At 63.4% G+C, this 16,563-nt stretch carries 16 protein-coding genes; 10 read left to right on the forward strand and 6 right to left on the reverse strand.

Features of this window, described 5'->3' with window-relative positions; translation table 11 throughout:
* Nucleotides 1-30: 30 nt before the first annotated feature.
* The 3 genes from FPZ08_RS19585 to FPZ08_RS19595 all read right to left on the reverse strand — a co-directional run bounded on the left by FPZ08_RS19585 (nucleotide 31) and on the right by FPZ08_RS19595 (nucleotide 3,517).
* Nucleotides 31-1,431 carry an FAD-dependent oxidoreductase gene (locus FPZ08_RS19585; protein ID WP_146292059.1) on the reverse strand — a complete coding sequence of 467 codons (1,401 nt, stop codon included), beginning with the start codon at nucleotides 1,429-1,431 and terminating at the stop codon, nucleotides 31-33.
* Nucleotides 1,432-1,534: 103 nt separating this feature from the next.
* Nucleotides 1,535-2,272, reverse strand: a complete 738-nt coding sequence (locus tag FPZ08_RS19590; RefSeq protein WP_146292061.1) for a FadR/GntR family transcriptional regulator — start codon at nucleotides 2,270-2,272, stop codon at nucleotides 1,535-1,537.
* A gap of 42 nt (nucleotides 2,273-2,314) precedes the next feature.
* Nucleotides 2,315-3,517 (reverse strand): citrate synthase, encoded by a 1,203-nt coding sequence (locus FPZ08_RS19595; RefSeq protein WP_186767088.1) that lies wholly within the window; start codon nucleotides 3,515-3,517, stop codon nucleotides 2,315-2,317.
* Between the two features lie 139 nt (nucleotides 3,518-3,656).
* Here FPZ08_RS19595 and FPZ08_RS19600 point away from each other — a divergent pair, with 139 nt between their 5' ends.
* From FPZ08_RS19600 to FPZ08_RS19645, 10 genes are all read left to right on the forward strand, one after another.
* Nucleotides 3,657-5,219, forward strand: coding sequence for an ABC transporter substrate-binding protein (locus FPZ08_RS19600; protein WP_146292065.1), 1,563 nt, complete (start codon nucleotides 3,657-3,659; stop codon nucleotides 5,217-5,219).
* 87 nt (nucleotides 5,220-5,306) lie between these two features.
* Complete coding sequence (locus FPZ08_RS19605; RefSeq protein WP_146292067.1) at nucleotides 5,307-6,257, forward strand: ABC transporter permease; 951 nt, start codon at nucleotides 5,307-5,309, stop codon at nucleotides 6,255-6,257.
* 31 nt (nucleotides 6,258-6,288) lie between these two features.
* Nucleotides 6,289-7,104 carry an ABC transporter permease gene (locus tag FPZ08_RS19610; RefSeq protein ID WP_146292069.1) on the forward strand — a complete coding sequence of 272 codons (816 nt, stop codon included), beginning with the start codon at nucleotides 6,289-6,291 and terminating at the stop codon, nucleotides 7,102-7,104.
* A gap of 18 nt (nucleotides 7,105-7,122) precedes the next feature.
* Nucleotides 7,123-8,532, forward strand: coding sequence for a mandelate racemase/muconate lactonizing enzyme family protein (locus FPZ08_RS19615; RefSeq protein ID WP_146292071.1), 1,410 nt, complete (start codon nucleotides 7,123-7,125; stop codon nucleotides 8,530-8,532).
* Nucleotides 8,453-9,094: an RraA family protein gene (locus FPZ08_RS19620; protein WP_186767089.1), complete on the forward strand. Its 642-nt coding sequence runs from the start codon at nucleotides 8,453-8,455 to the stop codon at nucleotides 9,092-9,094. The genes FPZ08_RS19615 and FPZ08_RS19620 overlap by 80 nt, the downstream gene beginning before the upstream one ends.
* Complete coding sequence (locus FPZ08_RS19625; protein ID WP_146292075.1) at nucleotides 9,091-10,179, forward strand: ABC transporter ATP-binding protein; 1,089 nt, start codon at nucleotides 9,091-9,093, stop codon at nucleotides 10,177-10,179. The genes FPZ08_RS19620 and FPZ08_RS19625 overlap by 4 nt, the downstream gene beginning before the upstream one ends.
* Nucleotides 10,176-11,171 carry an ABC transporter ATP-binding protein gene (locus FPZ08_RS19630; RefSeq protein WP_146292077.1) on the forward strand — a complete coding sequence of 332 codons (996 nt, stop codon included), beginning with the start codon at nucleotides 10,176-10,178 and terminating at the stop codon, nucleotides 11,169-11,171. Before FPZ08_RS19625 ends, FPZ08_RS19630 begins: the two co-directional genes overlap by 4 nt.
* 372 nt (nucleotides 11,172-11,543) lie before the next feature.
* Complete coding sequence (locus FPZ08_RS19635) at nucleotides 11,544-12,359, forward strand: FAD-dependent monooxygenase (RefSeq protein ID WP_146292079.1); 816 nt, start codon at nucleotides 11,544-11,546, stop codon at nucleotides 12,357-12,359.
* Between the two features lie 7 nt (nucleotides 12,360-12,366).
* Entirely contained in the window at nucleotides 12,367-12,708 is a 342-nt protein-coding gene (locus FPZ08_RS19640; RefSeq protein ID WP_146292081.1) for an FAD-dependent monooxygenase, read from the forward strand.
* Between the two features lie 75 nt (nucleotides 12,709-12,783).
* Nucleotides 12,784-13,917 carry an FAD-dependent oxidoreductase gene (locus FPZ08_RS19645; protein ID WP_146292083.1) on the forward strand — a complete coding sequence of 378 codons (1,134 nt, stop codon included), beginning with the start codon at nucleotides 12,784-12,786 and terminating at the stop codon, nucleotides 13,915-13,917.
* Between the two features lie 167 nt (nucleotides 13,918-14,084).
* On the opposite strand, the gene purU is transcribed toward FPZ08_RS19645, so the two are convergent.
* From purU to FPZ08_RS19660, 3 genes are read right to left on the reverse strand one after another with little or no spacing between them, the layout of a single operon-like run.
* Nucleotides 14,085-14,969, reverse strand: a complete 885-nt coding sequence (gene purU / locus FPZ08_RS19650; protein WP_146292085.1) for a formyltetrahydrofolate deformylase — start codon at nucleotides 14,967-14,969, stop codon at nucleotides 14,085-14,087.
* 37 nt (nucleotides 14,970-15,006) lie between these two features.
* Entirely contained in the window at nucleotides 15,007-15,909 is a 903-nt protein-coding gene (gene folD, locus FPZ08_RS19655) for a bifunctional methylenetetrahydrofolate dehydrogenase/methenyltetrahydrofolate cyclohydrolase FolD (RefSeq protein ID WP_146292088.1), read from the reverse strand.
* Complete coding sequence (locus tag FPZ08_RS19660; protein WP_186767090.1) at nucleotides 15,906-16,562, reverse strand: hypothetical protein; 657 nt, start codon at nucleotides 16,560-16,562, stop codon at nucleotides 15,906-15,908. The genes folD and FPZ08_RS19660 overlap by 4 nt, the downstream gene beginning before the upstream one ends.
* Nucleotide 16,563: the final 1 nt, after the last annotated feature.

Consider the following 16,563-nt stretch of genomic DNA (forward strand, 5'->3'; position numbering starts at 1 on the left):
ATTGTCCTGACAGGGGCGCGCCCGCTCTCGTTAGTAAGTCCCGTCGAGCACCGCGCCCTGCTCCTTCAGGCGCGCACGAAGATCGCCGATGGGCAAATCGCGCAGACTGCCGGCCTGGGTAGAGCTTGTCAGCGCGGCGGCCGTGCCAACCGCCTGTCCCATCGCCATGCAGGTGCCCATGACGCGGGCAGATCCATGTGCTTCGCGCGAGGCAGAGAAGCAGCGGCCAGCCATCATCACATTCTCAAGGCCCTTGGCGACCAGCGCGCCGAACGGAATGTCATATGAGCCGCCATTGGGGATCGGTTGGCGCAGCTGATCGCGGCCCGAGCCATGGATGTCGATGTGATGGCAGCCCTTGGCAACGCCGTCATCGCGCTTGCGGGCCGTCAGGACATCCTCCGCGGTCAGCACTTCGTCGCCGATGATGCGCCGGGTCTCGCGAATGCCCACGCGCGGCGCGATGCCGGAATATACCGCCTCCTCGAAGCCCGGCACGGCGGCACGCAGGAAGCCAGCGCTGGTCCATACCTGGTCCATCAGGTCGGGCAGGGCCTTCGACAACTGGTCGGTCCGGGTGGCATCCACATTGGCGATGCGCGTCGTATTGCAGTAGATTTCGCGCCGCGCCATTGAGACCGGTCCGATGCCGATAAGCGCTGTCTCGTGCAGCAGGCCATCGGCAATGGCGCCCTGGATCAGGGGACCGTTGGCGACGAAGAACACTTTGGGGAAGCCCTGATCGACGAGGCGGCGCACCTGCTCATCGCGCGGGATATCGGCGTAATAGGGGTTCTCGGCGACGGCCACGTTCTCGGGGTGCTCGGCGACGAAATTCATCAGCCGACCGACATCGACGCCGGCCATGCGGAATACCAGGCTGACAGGCTGGAATTCCGTTCCATCCTTGGCGCCCTTTTCGTATTGCGCGCCGGCCATTACCGCCAGATCGCCGTCTCCTGAGGCATCGATGAAGGTCTTGGCGCGGACCAGGGTGCGCTGGTTCTTGTTGAGCACGACAATGCTGGTGACGGTGCCGTTCTGCACCACGACATCTTCGGCAAAGGTATAGAGCAGCAGATCGACATTGGCGCGCCGCACCACGTTCATGACGGCGATCTTCATGATTTCCGGATCGACGCAGACGACCCAGATCGTGCGCCAGTCATAAAAGTGACCGACATAGCCGCCCAGGCGCTGTGCCTCTTCGAAGATTTCACGCGAGACGCCGCCAACGACCCATTCGCCCCGGGTCGAGATGCATCCGTCGATGGGCAGGCCGCTGAGCATTTCACCGCCAAGCATCGGGCCGGCTTCCACCAGCAGCGTGCGGGCGCCGTTGCGGGACGAAGCGACTGCCGCGGCCACGCCGGCGGCTCCGCCGCCCAGCACCACGACATCGTAGTCCACCTGATTCAGCCGCTGCGCCATCCATCGCTCCTTCGCCACACTTGCAAATATACAATGGTTGGACCATTATACCAATGCGCGAACGAGGTCAAACGAGGCCGTGACGCAGGCAGTGCCGAGGAGATCAGTCCGAGATGTCGTCGAAATACCGCTGTCTGATACGGTCCAGCAGCCGCCGCATACCCGCTGCCGCCCCGGCAGAATCGCGCTTTTCGAGTGCGGCGAGAATCTGCTTGCGGTCGGCCAGGGCGAGCACGTGATGCTGGGGTGTGACCACGCGGGAGGCGATCTTCTTCCACATCGCGCTGCCGCGCAGCCGCCACAGGTCGCGGATGGTGTCGACAAAGATGCTATTGCGCGAGGCGACCGCGACCACGTCGTGAAATGCCTGCCGGTTCATCTCGGCGGTCGGCCCCTCGATATCGGCATCCATGGCGGCAACGAGTTCCCTGAGCCGCCCCAGTTCCTCCTCACTGATATTCCGCGCAGCATCCTCCGCAGCGGCGCATTCGACCAGCATGCGCATGCGGAACTGTTCATGCGGACCGGGGCCGGGATCGTCGCCGCGTTCCCAGGGCAGAGTGCTCGAGGTCAGGCGGGCGCGTACATAGGTGCCGTCGCCGACCAGAACCTCGATAATGCCCATGGTTTCAAGCGCGATCATTGCCTCGCGCACCGTAGTGCGGCTCACCTGGAACTGCTGCGTCAGGTCGCGCTCCGGCGGCAACCTTGCGCCAGGTTCGAGCGGTGTTTTCTGGATGTAATTGGCTATCTCGCGCGCCACCGCGACATAGAGGCGTGGCATTGCCACGGGCTTGAAGCCAGCGGCGGTGATGCCGGGTGTGGTGATGTTGCTTGGCATGGGACTGAGGTTCCAAAATCGCGAAAGGGCACGAACCAGGCACTAGCCCGCTTCAAGAACAGGTTGCGGGCCGACATAGATCGACTTGAGCCGGGGCAGGCTCTGGGAAGCGTCATACTCTTCCATTGCATGGGCCACCCAGCCGGCGATGCGGGCGCAGTTGAAAATCAACTCGCCCGAGCCATGCTGCATCCCGGCGCAATGCACCAGGGCGGCGATCGAGAAGCCTATATTGGGGGGCTCGCGCCCGCGCTGGCTTTGGATGTCGATGATTTCATCGAGCAGGCGCACTTCCTCGACCGCTTCGCGGCTATCGCGCAGCAGTTGAAGGATGAGGCGGGCCCGTGGATCGCCATTCGGGTAGGCGCGATGTCCGAAGCCTTGCATTTCGCGGCCGTCGCGCAGCTTGTCGCCCACCAGCTGTCCCACATCCGGCCGCTCGTTGAGGCCGAACAGGTCCCGCTCGATGGACAGGGTGGAGGCGCTCTGCACTGCGCCGCCGCCGCTGCTCAACCCCACTGCAATGACCGAATAGATGTCGGCGCGCACCGCAGCGGCCAGGCGCACGGCAGCGGTGGAGGGGGCGCCGAGATCGTGGTCAGCCGCCAGCACCAGGATCGCGTCGAGCGCAGCGAGCAGTCCGGGCGTCGCACGCCGTGGACTCGTCCGGCTCCAGAGCAGCGCTGCAATACTGGTATCGACCGGGGCCGACAGCATGTCCATCGCCGACAGCAAGCGCACCATCAGTCGCGCCGCCTTGCGCGTTACCTGCTCGGGGCTGGTGTCGTGACGCAGCGGATCCTCGGCGCCGGCGAATGGTACCAGGCACTTGAAGCGCTCAAGCGGCAGGGCGCTCCTGTTCATCAGGGCGCCGATCGCGCTGAGCGTCGGCTCGTGTACCGCAGCCGGAAAAATCGACCGACCGGCAGCGTTGAAATCCCCCTGCCACAGCAGCAGGACCACATCTTCGAAACAGTATTGCCGAGCCAGAGTGCAAGCGGGCAGGCCGCGATAATGCGGCTCGCCGCCGACGATCGCCGTAATCGAGGATTTGAATATCGGCGAGACCGCTTGCGGCGCCGGCGCCTTGCGGCCGCGCACCGCAAGCGCCTCGACCTCGGCGGGGTCATAGAGGCTCTCGGCATTGCCGGTGCTGCCGTGTTTGGTGAGCAGGCCGCGCGACACATAGGCGTAGACGGTGTCTTTCTTCACCCCCAGCCGCGCGGCAACGTCCGAGGCGGTCAACAGCGAATTACCAAGGCTACTATCGTGTGGCGTGTCCGACATCGCGACCCTCAGGCTCAATCAGGAATATTGATTTATAATCAAGATTGACGGCTTAGCAATAGGTCTGATCAATACAGTCAACCAATGGGAGGAACAGATGATTACAATTTCTCGCAGGCAACTGCTCGTCGGTACCGCGGCTTCGGCCATTCTCGCGGCGACCGGTCTTCCGGTGCTTGCCCAGCAGGATGTGCAGCGCGGCGGTACGATCGTTCGAGCCGACGTTCTCGCCGCTGACAGTCTCGATCCGCATCTGGCCAGCGCCCGCTCGGGCAGCATGTCGCTGGTCTTCGACTCGCTCTTCAGCTACCGCCTGAAGGAAGGTACCACGGACCAGTTCGAACTGGGTTTCGCGCTCGCTACCGCCTATGAGGAAACCGGCGAGAAGGCCGCGCGTCTCACGATCCGTCCGGATGTCAAATTCCACGATGGTTCGGCACTCACCGCCGACGTCGTGAAGTGGAATCTCGAGCGGGCGCGTGACCACGAGAAATCCTCGGTGAAGGTCGCCGTGGCCGAGCTCGCAGGCGTCACCGTGGTCGATGATCACACGCTCGATCTCGAATTCGAAACGCCGCAGCCGCTCTTTACCCTCACCATGACGCCGGGTAACGCGACCAACGTATTCATCGTGTCCAGGGAGGCTGCCGAGGCGGCCGGCGACGACGCGTTCGGGCGCAAGCCGGTCGGCAGTGGCCCGTATATGGTGGAAAACTGGCTGGTCGACGATCGTCTGGAGCTAACGGCTTTTGCCGGCCATTGGGAATCCGGTCTCGACGGCAAGGCGCTTCCCTATGCCGACAAGTTCGTGGTGCGCTTGATGCCCGACCAGTCGGTGGCGGCGCTGGAACTCCGTGCCGGCAACGTCCACATCATCGACCCCCTCGATCAGGACCTGGACAGCCTCGCCGCGGCTGGAATCCAGATCTACGCCGTGCCGGGCACCGAGACCGGCCAGCCGAGCTTCTACATCAGCTCCAAAGCCGATGCGGAAACGCCCTTCGCCCACGATGTCCGGTTGCGGCAGGCGCTGCAGCACGCAGTCGATCGCGAGTCGATGGCCGCCGCACTGACGTTTGGCCGCGGACAGGCCCACTATTACTGGGGCTGGTATCCTGGCGTTCCCGGCTATGACGAAAGCCTGCCGCGCTACGAATACAATCCGGAAAAGGCCCGGCAGCTTCTGACCGAGGCGGGCCATGCCGATGGCGTCGCGCTCACCGTCAAGGTCATCAACCGGCCCAAGGACCTGCAGCCGCTCGAAATCATGCAGGCCATGCTCGGCGAAGTCGGCATCACGCTCAACATCGAGACCATGGACCGTACGCCATGGGTGGAGTCGGGGCGGACGGGCAATTTCGAGGCCCTGTCGCATGGCAATACCGCGCTGGTCGATCCGCTGTTCCGGCGTGAAACCATGACGGGCTCGGACGCCAATTGGGCGGGCTATTCCAATCCCGAAGTGGATGCGCTGTGGGAGGAGGCTTCCCGGACCGGGGACGAGAGCGCGCGGGCGGAGATCTATAAGAAGATCCAGGTCATCCTCCACGACGATGCCTATCACTTCATCGCATTCAGGGCACCCAAGATGCTGGCCCTGGCATCCGGGCTGAGCGGCGTCGATTCAGGCTACAACCTCCGCTACGCTCGGCTTGCCTAACGCCATCTCCGCCGGACCCCGCCTTTGCGCGGGGCCCGGCACGCGCCACCTCCGCGGCGTCGGAACGCGGATCGATCAGGTTGTCCAATGTTAGCTTATCTAGCGCGCCGTCTGGCCGCTGCGGCAGTCGTTGTCGTGCTTGTCAGCATCATCGCTTTCGGCATCGTCTCGGTGCTGCCCGGTGACACCGCCGCCGCTCTTCTGGGTGAAGAGGGCGCACGCGATGCCACGCGCTACGAGGCGCTGCGCGTTGAACTCGGCCTGGACCAGCCGATTCCCGTGCGCTACGCGAACTGGGTGGCGGGCGTGGTGACCGGCGATCTCGGCCAGTCCATGCGCACCGGCGAAGACATCGGACCGGGTATCCTCGCGCGGGCGCTGCCCACGGTGCAGCTTGCGATCATGGCCATCATCATCTCGGTGGTGATCGCCATTCCGGTGGGCGTGATCTCAGCCGTCTATTACCGGCGCCTGCCCGACAATGTCGGAACGCTGTTCGCGCTCACGGCTATCGCGACGCCCGGCTTCTGGTTCGGTATCATGCTCATCCTGTTGTTCAGTGTGACACTGCGCTGGCTGCCGCCCTCGGGCTACCTGCCCTTTTTCTCAAACCCGATCGGCTCGCTTCAGCTCATGATCATGCCCGCTCTGGCGCTGGCCACCGGCTTCACCGGTGTCCTGATCCGGCAGGTGCGTTCCTCGGTGCTCGAAGTGCTGAACGAGGATTACATCACCACCGCACGCAGCAAGGGGCTGTCGCCCACCACCGTGCTTTTCGGCCATGCCCTGCGCAATGCCCTGCTGCCGGTGGTGACGCTGATCGGCCTCCAGATCGGCGGCCTGTTCGGCGGCGCCGCAACAGTCGAAACCGTGTTTTCCATTCCCGGCCTCGGTCGTCTTGCGGTGGATTCCATCTTCTTCAGAGACTTCACCATGATCCAGGCGCTGATGCTGGTACTCGCGCTCACCGTGCTTGTCGCCAGCCTGCTGACCGACCTCGTCTATTCGCGTATCGACCCGAGGATCCGTCGTGGCTAATGCAACCTCCTCATCGTTCCCGCGTCCCCGAATGCGCTTCAACGGCCTTGCCGTGCTGGGCTTCGGCCTGCTCGCAATCCTTGTGGTCTGTGCCCTGTTCGCACCCTGGGTCGCGCCCTACGATCCAAACGCGCAGGACTATCGCGCCGTGCTGCAGGCGCCTTCGGCGGCCCATTGGCTGGGCACCGACCATACCGGCCGGGACATGCTGTCGCGGCTGATCTACGGCAGCCGGGTGGCCCTCAGCATAGGCTTCACCGCTGTTGGCGTGGCAGTGCTGGTCGGTGGCCTGCTCGGTCTGGTCGCCGGCTATGCCAGGGGCATCGTCGACGAAGCCATCATGCGCGTGATGGACGCGCTGCTGTCCTTCCCGTCGGTACTCCTCGCACTCGGCATCATGGCAGCGCTCGGTCCGGGCATCACCACAATCATCATCGCCATCGCTATTGCCGACATGCCCATGTTCGCGCGCATAACCCGTTCGCAGGTGCTCAGTGTGCGCGAGCGGGACTTCGTGATCGCCACCCGCGCGCTCGGTGCAGGGCCGCTGCGCATCATCTTCCGCCATATCGTGCCGCATATCACCGGCCCGGTCGCGGTGATGGCTACGATCGCGGTCGGCCATGCCATCCTGACCGAGGCGGCACTTTCCTTCCTCGGCCTCGGCATCCAGCCGCCGACCTCCAGCTGGGGCGCCATGATGCGCAACGGCTTCTCCTACATGGAGCGCGCGCCCTGGCTCGCGGCCTTTACCGGCCTCTCCATCCTGCTCACCGTTCTCGCTCTCAACCTCGCCGGCGACGTCCTCCGCGACCGGCTCGATCCGCGCGGCGAATCCCGCCGCTAACTCACCAGGCAGCCAGTCATGAAGATTACCGAAATTCGTACCCAGCTATTCGAGTACCCCATAAAGCGCCGCCGCGGCGACGCGCATGACCCGGGTGGTCGTTCCCATCAGAACGGTGCCCTGGTGGAGATACTCACCGATACCGAGCATCGCGGCTTCGCCATCGGTTCCGTCAACTCCGTCTTCGGCATCGCTCGCCTCAAGCGAGTCCTGATCGGCGCGGACCCGCGCCAGAATGCGGGCCTGTGGCAGAGCATGGTCAATACCATCTTCAAGAGCGGTAACAATGGCGTCCTGAACGAGGGGCTGGCGGCCCTCGACATCGCTCTGTGGGACCTCAAGGCCAAGAGCTATGGCGAGCCGCTGTGGCGTCTCCTGGGCGCGAAGAGCAACCGCGTCCTTGCCTATGCCAGCGGCGGTGACATGCCGCTTAATGACGAACAGCTCACCGCCTTCTATGGCCACATGGCCAGCCTTGGTTTTCGCGCGGCAAAGCTGAAGATCGGCCTCGATATCGAGGAGGATGCCCACCGCCTTGCCCTGGTTCGCGATGTGATGACGGTAAAGGGCAAACCGCCCGCCTTGATGGTCGATGCCAGCGAATACTGGAGCGCCAAGCAGGCCGTGCGCCGGATCGCCCGGCTTGAACAGGAGTTCGACCTAACCTGGGTCGAGGAGCCTGTGCAGCGGGCGGACTATCGTGGGCTCGCCAAGGTATCGAGCCATATCAGGGCGCCCGTCTGTGCCGGTGAAAATCTCAAGAACGTCCTCGAATTCCAGACCTATATCGAGCACGGCTCGGCCGATATTGTACAGGTCGGTCGCATGATGAGCGGCTTTACCGGGGCGATGCAGGTGGGCAACCTCGCCTATGCCAATGGCCTGCCCTGTGCCGGCTCGGACTCCGAATGCAAGGTGTTCGCGCATGTCGCGGCGGCACTGCCCAACCACATGATCCTCGAAGTGCATGACGATGAGGTCGAGGAGCCGATGCTCAAGGCCGACAACTGGATCGAGGACGGCCATGTGGTGCTCGGCGACAGTCCCGGCCTCGGGATGACGGTCGACTGCGATATTCTCAAGGCGCATGCCGTCGAAGCACCGCGTCCTGGTCGTTCCGGCGCCGGCTGGTCCGGCCGTCGGCCCGGTGCGGGATTGATGGAAGTGCCCGCGACGGACGAGGAACGACGCATTGCCGCGCTGCCGGCGGGGGAGACGCATGATGCAGACCAGTCCCCGCGTTTCGGACGACGTGCTGGAAATGATCGGCAGGCTTGGCGCTGCAACCGCATTCTATCTCCTGCACATGCGGGGCGTCGGCCGCAAATATGGAGCCGGCCCGATCGCAATGAATGGCGTGGCCTCGCTGGCGCCCGGCCGCAAGCTGGTGGGTCGCGCGGTCACCCTGCGCTACCTGCCCTCCCGTGAAGATTTGCAGTCGGAAATCGCGACCAGTACCGGCGCCGACGGCATGAATGCCACGCCGCGTTGGCGGGTCATCGAGACCTGCGGCCCCGGCGACATCCTCGTGTCGGATGCCATGGGGCAGGGCGGTACATCCACTGGCGGCGAGATCGTCTATGGTCGCCTGTTCCAGCGCGGTGCTGCCGGCATCGTCACCGACGGTGCCGTGCGCGACGCGCAGGCCACGATCGATCTCGGCTGGCCGGTCTATGCCGGCGGGCGCGCCACGATGATCGGCGAAACCAGCATGCTCCCCTATGAATATAATGTGCCCGTGCAGTGTGGCGGCGTACTCGTTCGCCCCGGTGATGTCATTCTCGGTGACGATGACGGCGTGGTGGTGATCGCTGCCGCCTTTGCCGAGGAGATTGCGCAAGCGGGTCGCGACCATGAGGGGATCGAGCAGTCGATCCTGGCAAATATGCACGAGGAGAATGATTCCCCGTCCCGCTTCTATCCCTTCAATGCCAGCACGATGGCTATGCACAGCGCACGACAGGCAAAAGCCGATGGAGCAGAAGGGTGAGTTCCGCACTGCTCGACGTAAGCGATCTGGAGGTCGCCTTCGATACCCGGCGTGGACGGGTAAAGGCGGTCGATGGGCTATCGTTCAGCCTCGACAAGGGCGAGATCATTGCGCTGGTCGGTGAATCCGGTTGCGGCAAGTCGGTCGCCGTTCGCTCGGTATTGAAACTGCTGCCGGAACAGACGGCCCGCTACGAGGGCGGCTCGATCACCCTCGAAGGCAAGGACCTGCTCAAGCTCGACGACAGGGCGATGCAGAAGATTCGCGGTCGCGACGTTGCGCTGATCTTCCAGGATCCGATGTCGAGCCTCAATCCGGTGCTGACTATCGGCAAGCAGATCGGCGAGGCGATCAAGCGGCACCAGGGCGGCAGCCGCCGCCAGGTCGCCGAGCGCACCATCGACCTCCTGCGCCGCGTTGGTATTCCGGCGCCGGAGACCCGGCTCAAGGCCTATCCGCACGAGTTTTCGGGCGGCATGCGGCAACGCGTGATGATTGCCATGGCCCTGTCATGCAATCCGCGGGTGATCCTCGCCGACGAGATTACCACGGCGCTCGATGTGACGATCCAGGCGCAGATCATCGACTTGCTGAAATCGCTGGTGGCCGATGCCGGAGCGGCGGTAGTGATGATCACCCACGACATGGGCATCGTCGCCGGAGCCGCCGAGCGGGTCTATGTGATGTATGCGGGCACCGTGGTCGAAACCGCCACCACGGCCGACCTCTTCGCCCATCCCGCCATGCCCTACACCTGGGGCTTGCTGCGCTCGATTCCGTCACTGGAGCGGCCCGTCGATGAGCCGCTGGTGCCGATCGAGGGCCTGCCGCCCGACGTGGCCCGTCTCAATGGTGGCTGCCGTTTCCGCCCACGGTGCGCCTATCGCCGTGCCATTTGTGGCCAGGCGGAACCACCCTTGGCGCCGACGCCGGATGGCGTCGAGGGCCACCTTGCCCGTTGCTGGGGGCTTGATCCGGACCAGGGCTGGCTGCGCGACACCGACTGGACGAAAGACCTCGGCGATCCCGTCGCAATGGCCGAGATCAGTGCCGCGGCCGCTCATGTTCAGGATGGCAAGCCATGACCGATCCCATCCTCGATATCCGCAATCTCACCGTGCACTTCGGTCAGATCGCCGCGGTGAACGATGTCAGTCTGACATTGCGCCGCGGTGAAACGCTGGGGCTTGTCGGCGAAAGCGGCTCGGGCAAATCAACCGCCAGCCGCGCCATTCTCCAGATCAACCGGGCCAGTTCGGGCGAAGTGCGCTTCGACGGCGAGGAACTGGTATCGGCGCGCGGCAGCCGGCTCAAGGCGCTGCGACGGCGAATGCAGATGGTGTTCCAGGATCCGCGCTCGTCGCTCGATCCGCGCATGACGGTGGGCGCCCTGCTCGAAGAGCCCTTGGTTATCTTCGGCGTCGGCACCCGCGCTTCGCGAAAAACCAAAGTGGCCGAGATGCTGCATCTGGTCGGTCTCGATCCAGCGGTAAGCAGCCGCTACCCACATGAATTCTCCGGCGGACAGGCGCAGCGCATCGCCATTGCCCGCGCGCTCATCCTCGAGCCGGAGCTGATCATCGCCGACGAACCGGTATCCGCCCTCGATGTGTCGATCCAGGCGCAGATCATCAATCTGCTGGCCAAGCTGCGCGCCCAGCTCAATCTCTCGATGCTGTTCATTGCGCATGACCTGGCAGTGGTGCGGCACATCTCCGACCGTGTGGCGGTCATGTATCTCGGCCGCGTGGTGGAACTCGCCGATCGCGACCGTCTCTATGCTGCACCGGCGCATCCCTACACGCGGGCACTGCTCTCCGCAGTTCCGGTGCCCGATCCCTCGGTGGAAGTTCACCGTCGCCGCGAGATCCTGACCGGCGAGATGCCCAGTTCCGGCCGGCTCCCCTCCGGCTGTGCCTTCCGGAGCCGCTGCCCGCTTCACAAGACGCTGGGTCAGCCCGAAATCTGCACGACAGTACTGCCCCCGCTGCTTGAACTCACGCCGGGGCAATCAGCCGCGTGCCACTTCGCCGACCAGACGGCGGCAGGCCGGATACAGCACGGAGCTTCCGCCTGAGCAACCAGCCGGCAACGGAGCCGCAACTGCAGCGCTTACTAAGAGTGAACGGCGTTAGCACCAGTATTTGGTGATCATGGAAGGCCGTGGCGCCATAGGGCGATTCTGGCAACAAAGCCGTCCGCTGCAGCGCCGCGCCCTGCGAGGGCGGTCCGATTATTCGGATTTCCGGTTGACTTGGTATGCAAAATGGATACTGAATATCGCATGCCTTTGAGGCAGCGATAGAGCATGGTTGGTTAAGCTGTCGGCCCGAGGGCGTATCGCCTGCTGCGCCGTTGTCAGGGACGTAACCTGTTCGCGGTCTCAAGGCGATGTGGATATGCAATCTCGTCAAAGAGAATGCGATCACTATTCGGGTAGGAGGTCGAATTGTCAGCAGTTGAACCGTCAGGGTCCGTCGGCGCGGTTTCCAGGGTATTGATCGTTGGCGGCGGGGTCAGTGGGCTGGCCCTGGCCAACGGCCTGACGGCCGCTGGAGTGCATGTCGAAGTGGCCGAGCGGAATCCCAGGACCTCCGGATCGGCTATCGGCCTCTGGAGCTTCTCGATCAGGGCGTTGGAACAGCTCGGGCTCAAGGATGAATTGCTGGCGTCCGGCGCTATCTCCGAGAAGTTGGAAAATTTTGATGCCAGGGGCAATCTGACCAAGGTCGTCGATTATGCCGAGATTCCCATTGCGCCGGGTCAGCCAGGCCAGGTGATGATCAGCCGGCCGGATTTGGCTGCTATGCTGGACCGGAACGCCCGTGCGCGTGGCGCGCATATCAAGCACCATGTGACCTTCGAAACCGTTCGGGAAACGCAGGACGGCGTCGAAGTCACCTTCACCGACGGCACCAGCGGCAAATACGACCTGCTCGTGGGTGCCGACGGCGTATTTTCTACGGTCCGGCGCGACGTGCTCGACATCCAGCAGGCGCCGCGGCGCGCTGCGAACGGCACCTGGCAGGCTACCGTGCCCAACAAGGATATAGCCGTAAAAAATCCCAGCCTCTGGTCGGGCGAGGGGTTCAGGTCCTTCCAGCTCTATCCCAGCGGGCGCGACCGTTGCGCCATCTCGCTCAGCGATATTCTGCTCGAACGTCCCCCCTACGCCCGAGGCGGAAAAGGAGCGGGCATGCGAATTGCTGACACATTTCGATGTGCCCGAGGCCAGATATGTCCAGCAACTCGTGGAAACGGGTGAAGTGGTGATGGAATTCCGCCGCGTGCACTGGCTGTTGGTACAGCCTCCATGGTTCAGTGATCGCGTGGTGCTGGTTGGCGATGCGGTGCATGCCGCGCCGCCTAACCTGGGAGGCGGTGCCAGCATGGCAATCGAAGATGCAGCGGTATTGACCGATGCCCTGACCCGCCATGCCGACCTGCCGAATGCGCTGCGCAATTATATGACGCGTCGCTGGGCCAGGATCGAGAACATCTATCACAAGTCCTATCAGGCCAAGACGATGTCGAGCGTCGATCCCCGCAAATACTTCTCGGTAAATTCTCCGATCCTGCGCGAAGCGCTCGCTTCGCTCACCATCGAGCCCTGAGAACGGCACATCGGCCGCAACCCCTATTCAACTTGCCGGTGGTCTCACAGCCATGGGGCGAAGGAGCCAATAGTCATGATCGTCGCAAAATATCTGGTCATCGGAGCGGGCCTTTCGGGCGCTGCCATTGCCTGGCGGTTAGCGCAGACCGGGGCGGAAGTCGCTATTCTGGAACAGGACCTGCCGGCATCCGTGCAGGGCAGCTCGCATGGTTCTTCGCGAATTTTCCGCTACACACATCATGAAGGCCGTTTTACCGGCCTGGCCAAGCGCGCGCGGGCCGGGTGGGAAGAACTCGAAATCGAATCCGGCAACAAGATCATGCATGCCAATGGCGCCCTGGACTTTGGTGCGGCATGCGATATTCCGGCACTTGCCCGGGCGCTCGAAGCAGAATCCATCGAGCACGAGGTATTGTCAGCCGCCGCTGCCAGCCAGAGATGGCCGACCATCCGTTTCGATACCGACGCCCTCTGGCATCCGGGCGCTGCGGTTGTGGATACGGAAGTTGGCGTGTGGAACATGATCGGGTTGGCGCAAGGCCTTGGCGCCCAGCTCGTGACCGAGTTCACGGTGTCGAGCGTGGAGCGGACGCGGACCGGCTACCGGGTGAGCGCCGAGGACGGCCGAGTGGCGGAAGGCAGCGAAGTGATCGTCGCCACGGGCGGACGGCTATCCGAATTGCTGCGCATTGCGCCCGTACCGCGCAGCCTGCATGCTGCCATCGAGTCCATCGAAGTGCTTCAGCAGCATGTGTTCCACTTTCCCTACCAGAAGCCGATCGGATGGGACGAAAGCCTCTGGCCATCGGTCATTCACAAAGCCATTGGGCGGGAAATTCACAGCCTTCCGGGCCGCCGCGACGCCGGTTATGCCGGTCAGAAAATCTACCAGTTCAACAGTGGCAGGGCGATTGGCTCCGCTGTGCGACAGGACGTCTTTGTCGACGGCCACGATCGCGATCACATGGCTGAATATGTCGAACGCCAATTCCCCGGCCTTGGCACCGAAGCCTATGCAGAGGGCCATTGCATGGCTGCCAATACGCCGGGTGGCACGCTGGTATTGGAGCGTGACGAGGGCTTCACCATTGTTTCGCCAAGCGCCAGCCACGGGGCCAGCCTTGCACCGCTCATCGGCGAATTCGTGGCGGATCTGGTGCGGGGAAATCTCGTTTCCGATACGCTTCTCCGCGCCGATCAGGTCTGATACGGCTGCCCGGCCACGATAGAGGGCTCTCGGAATCCCGGCCTCCCGTTTCTGGCGGGAGGCCGTTTTATTTGGTCGCGCGGCGCTGCGCCGGCGCGGAAAAGCCGCCGAAAACTCGCTGCTTCGGCGGTTTTTCGAACAACATCAGTGAATGGCCGCGGGTCAGCCTAGCCCATCCGCTCCGATGCATAAGATCCGGGAGAGGCCGGGAAGACGATGGTGCGGTTGCCATTGAGGAACACCCGGCGATGGATATGGGCGTGGACGGCCCGTGCCAGCACCTGGCTCTCCACATCCCGGCCGAGGGAAACGTAGTCGCCCGGGCTTTGCGCGTGGGTGACCTGAACAATGTCCTGCTCGATGATTGGCCCCTCATCAAGATCTGAGGTGACGTAATGCGAGGTCGCTCCGATCAGTTTGACGCCGCGTTCATGGGCCTGCTTGTAGGGATTGGCGCCCTTGAAGCTCGGCAGGAAGGAGTGGTGGATATTGATGATCCGCCCCGACATCTTCTTGCACATGGTATCGGACAGCACCTGCATATAGCGGGCCAGAACGATGAGTTCCGCGCCGGTCTCTTCGACAATGCGCATCTGCGCCGCTTCGGCCTCCGCCTTGTTGGCCTTCGTCACGTTGATGTAATGGAAGGGGATGTCATGGTTCACGACCACCTTCTGGTAATCGAGGTGATTGGAGATGACCGCGACGATGTCGATGGGCAGCGCGCCGATTCTCCAGCGGTAGAGCAGGTCGTTGAGGCAGTGGCCGAAGCGCGACACCATGATGACCGCCTTCATCCGTTCTGCCGAGTCGGAGAAGGCATAGGTCATGTCGAAGCGTTCGGCGATGCCGGTGAAATTGCTGGTCAGCGTGGAGAGGTCCGTCTCGAGCTCGGGCTTGAAGCTGATCCGCATGAAGAATCTGCCGGATTCGAAATCATCGAACTGGGAGCTGTCGATGATGTTGCAGCCGGCCTCGGCCAGATAGGTGGTGATGGCTGCGACAATGCCCCGGGTCGACGGGCATGTGACCGTGAAAACATACTTTGTCATTTCATTCCTTGCAGGAGTTTTGCGCCCATTCGAGCGGCTAGAGACCAAGCTCCGCCAGACCTGCCGGTTCGGGCAGGTGATGCGCACGGCAGCAGGCCGTGACCGTATTGAGCAGCAAGCAGGCGATAGTCATTGGACCCACGCCGCCCGGGACTGGCGTTATGGCGCCGGCAACTTCTGCCGCTTCGGCAAAGTTCACATCACCCACCAGTCGTGTCCTGCCGTCGCGGGTAACGCGGTTGATGCCGACATCGATGACCGTGGCGCCGGGTTTGATCCAGTCGCCTCGGACCATTTCCTGCCTGCCGATAGCAGCGACCAGTATGTCGGCGCCACCAATGATGCTGGGGAGGTCCCTGGTGCGGCTATGCGCGATCGTCACCGTGCAGTGCTCGCGCAGCAACAACTGCGCCATGGGTTTACCCACGATGTTGGAGCGCCCGACGATGACCGCATGCGAACCCGCCAGCCCGCCCTTGTGAAACTGCCGCAGCAGCAGCAGGCAGCCCAGGGGCGTGCAGGGCACCATGGATTTCTGACCAACGCTTAGCTGCCCGACATTGGAAATGTGGAAGCCGTCGACATCCTTTGTCGGATCAATCGCCCCCAGCACCGCATTGGCGTCGATATGCGCCGGCAGCGGTAATTGCACGAGTATTCCATGCACCGCGGGATCGGCGTTCAGCCGTTGTACGACCGCCAGCAGTTCCGCTTGGGAGGTGGCCGCATCGAGCCGCGTTTCAAAGCTGCGTATGCCGCACTCGCCGGCCTGCTTTGCCTTGTTGCGCACATAGACCTCCGATGCGGGGTCTTCGCCGACCAGGACGACGGCCAGCCCCGGCACTATATCGTGATCGGCCTTCAACACGGCCACGTGGGTCGTCACCTGCGCGCGCAGGGTGGCGGCGAAGGCCTTGCCATCGATGGTGGTCGCGGTCATTCGTCCGAGGCCCGCAATTCTTCCAGCCGGAAGTCGGCATCGATCTCCGCTGTTGTTGCCAGCAACACGTCCAGCACGAACTGGCTGGACGCAATATCGACGAAGATGTCGTATGAGAGCGCTCCAAACCGGTCGAGCCGGGCAATAACGGCGTCCTGATGCAGGGCACGGGTTTGCGCGACCTGACCCACCTTCAGGGCCTGTGCCCGGAAATCAGCCATGGACAGGCGGGCCATCAACAGAGCGGCGTCCTTGCCGGAGACGATGAACCAGGCCCATCCCTCATCGCGATAGGCGTCATAGCCTTTCGCGACCATATCGCTGGCGCGCCAGGCAGCACGCAGTTCCCGCACACGGCTTCCGTTGCCACCGGCCGGGGCGGTGAGCAACATGTCTTGCTGGCCAAGCCGGAGAACGCTCGTTCCGTCGGGCAGGGTCAGCACCGTGTTCACCTTTTCGGGCAAGGCGACGCCTTGGGCCGACAGCCATTCGGCGGCACCGAGACCCCGCAAGCCGAACCGTTCGCCGCTCGTGCAGTCGAGTACGATGTTTCCTGCGGTGCCGGGCGCTTTATGCGCCGGCAGCAGACCGGCAAGCGGCGTCGTGCGGCGTGCAACGTTTGTCGCCGACATCTGGTTTGAGCCAAGAGCCATC

It is taken from the genome of Devosia ginsengisoli, assembly GCF_007859655.1.
GTDB classification, from domain to species: Bacteria; Pseudomonadota; Alphaproteobacteria; order Rhizobiales; family Devosiaceae; genus Devosia; species Devosia ginsengisoli.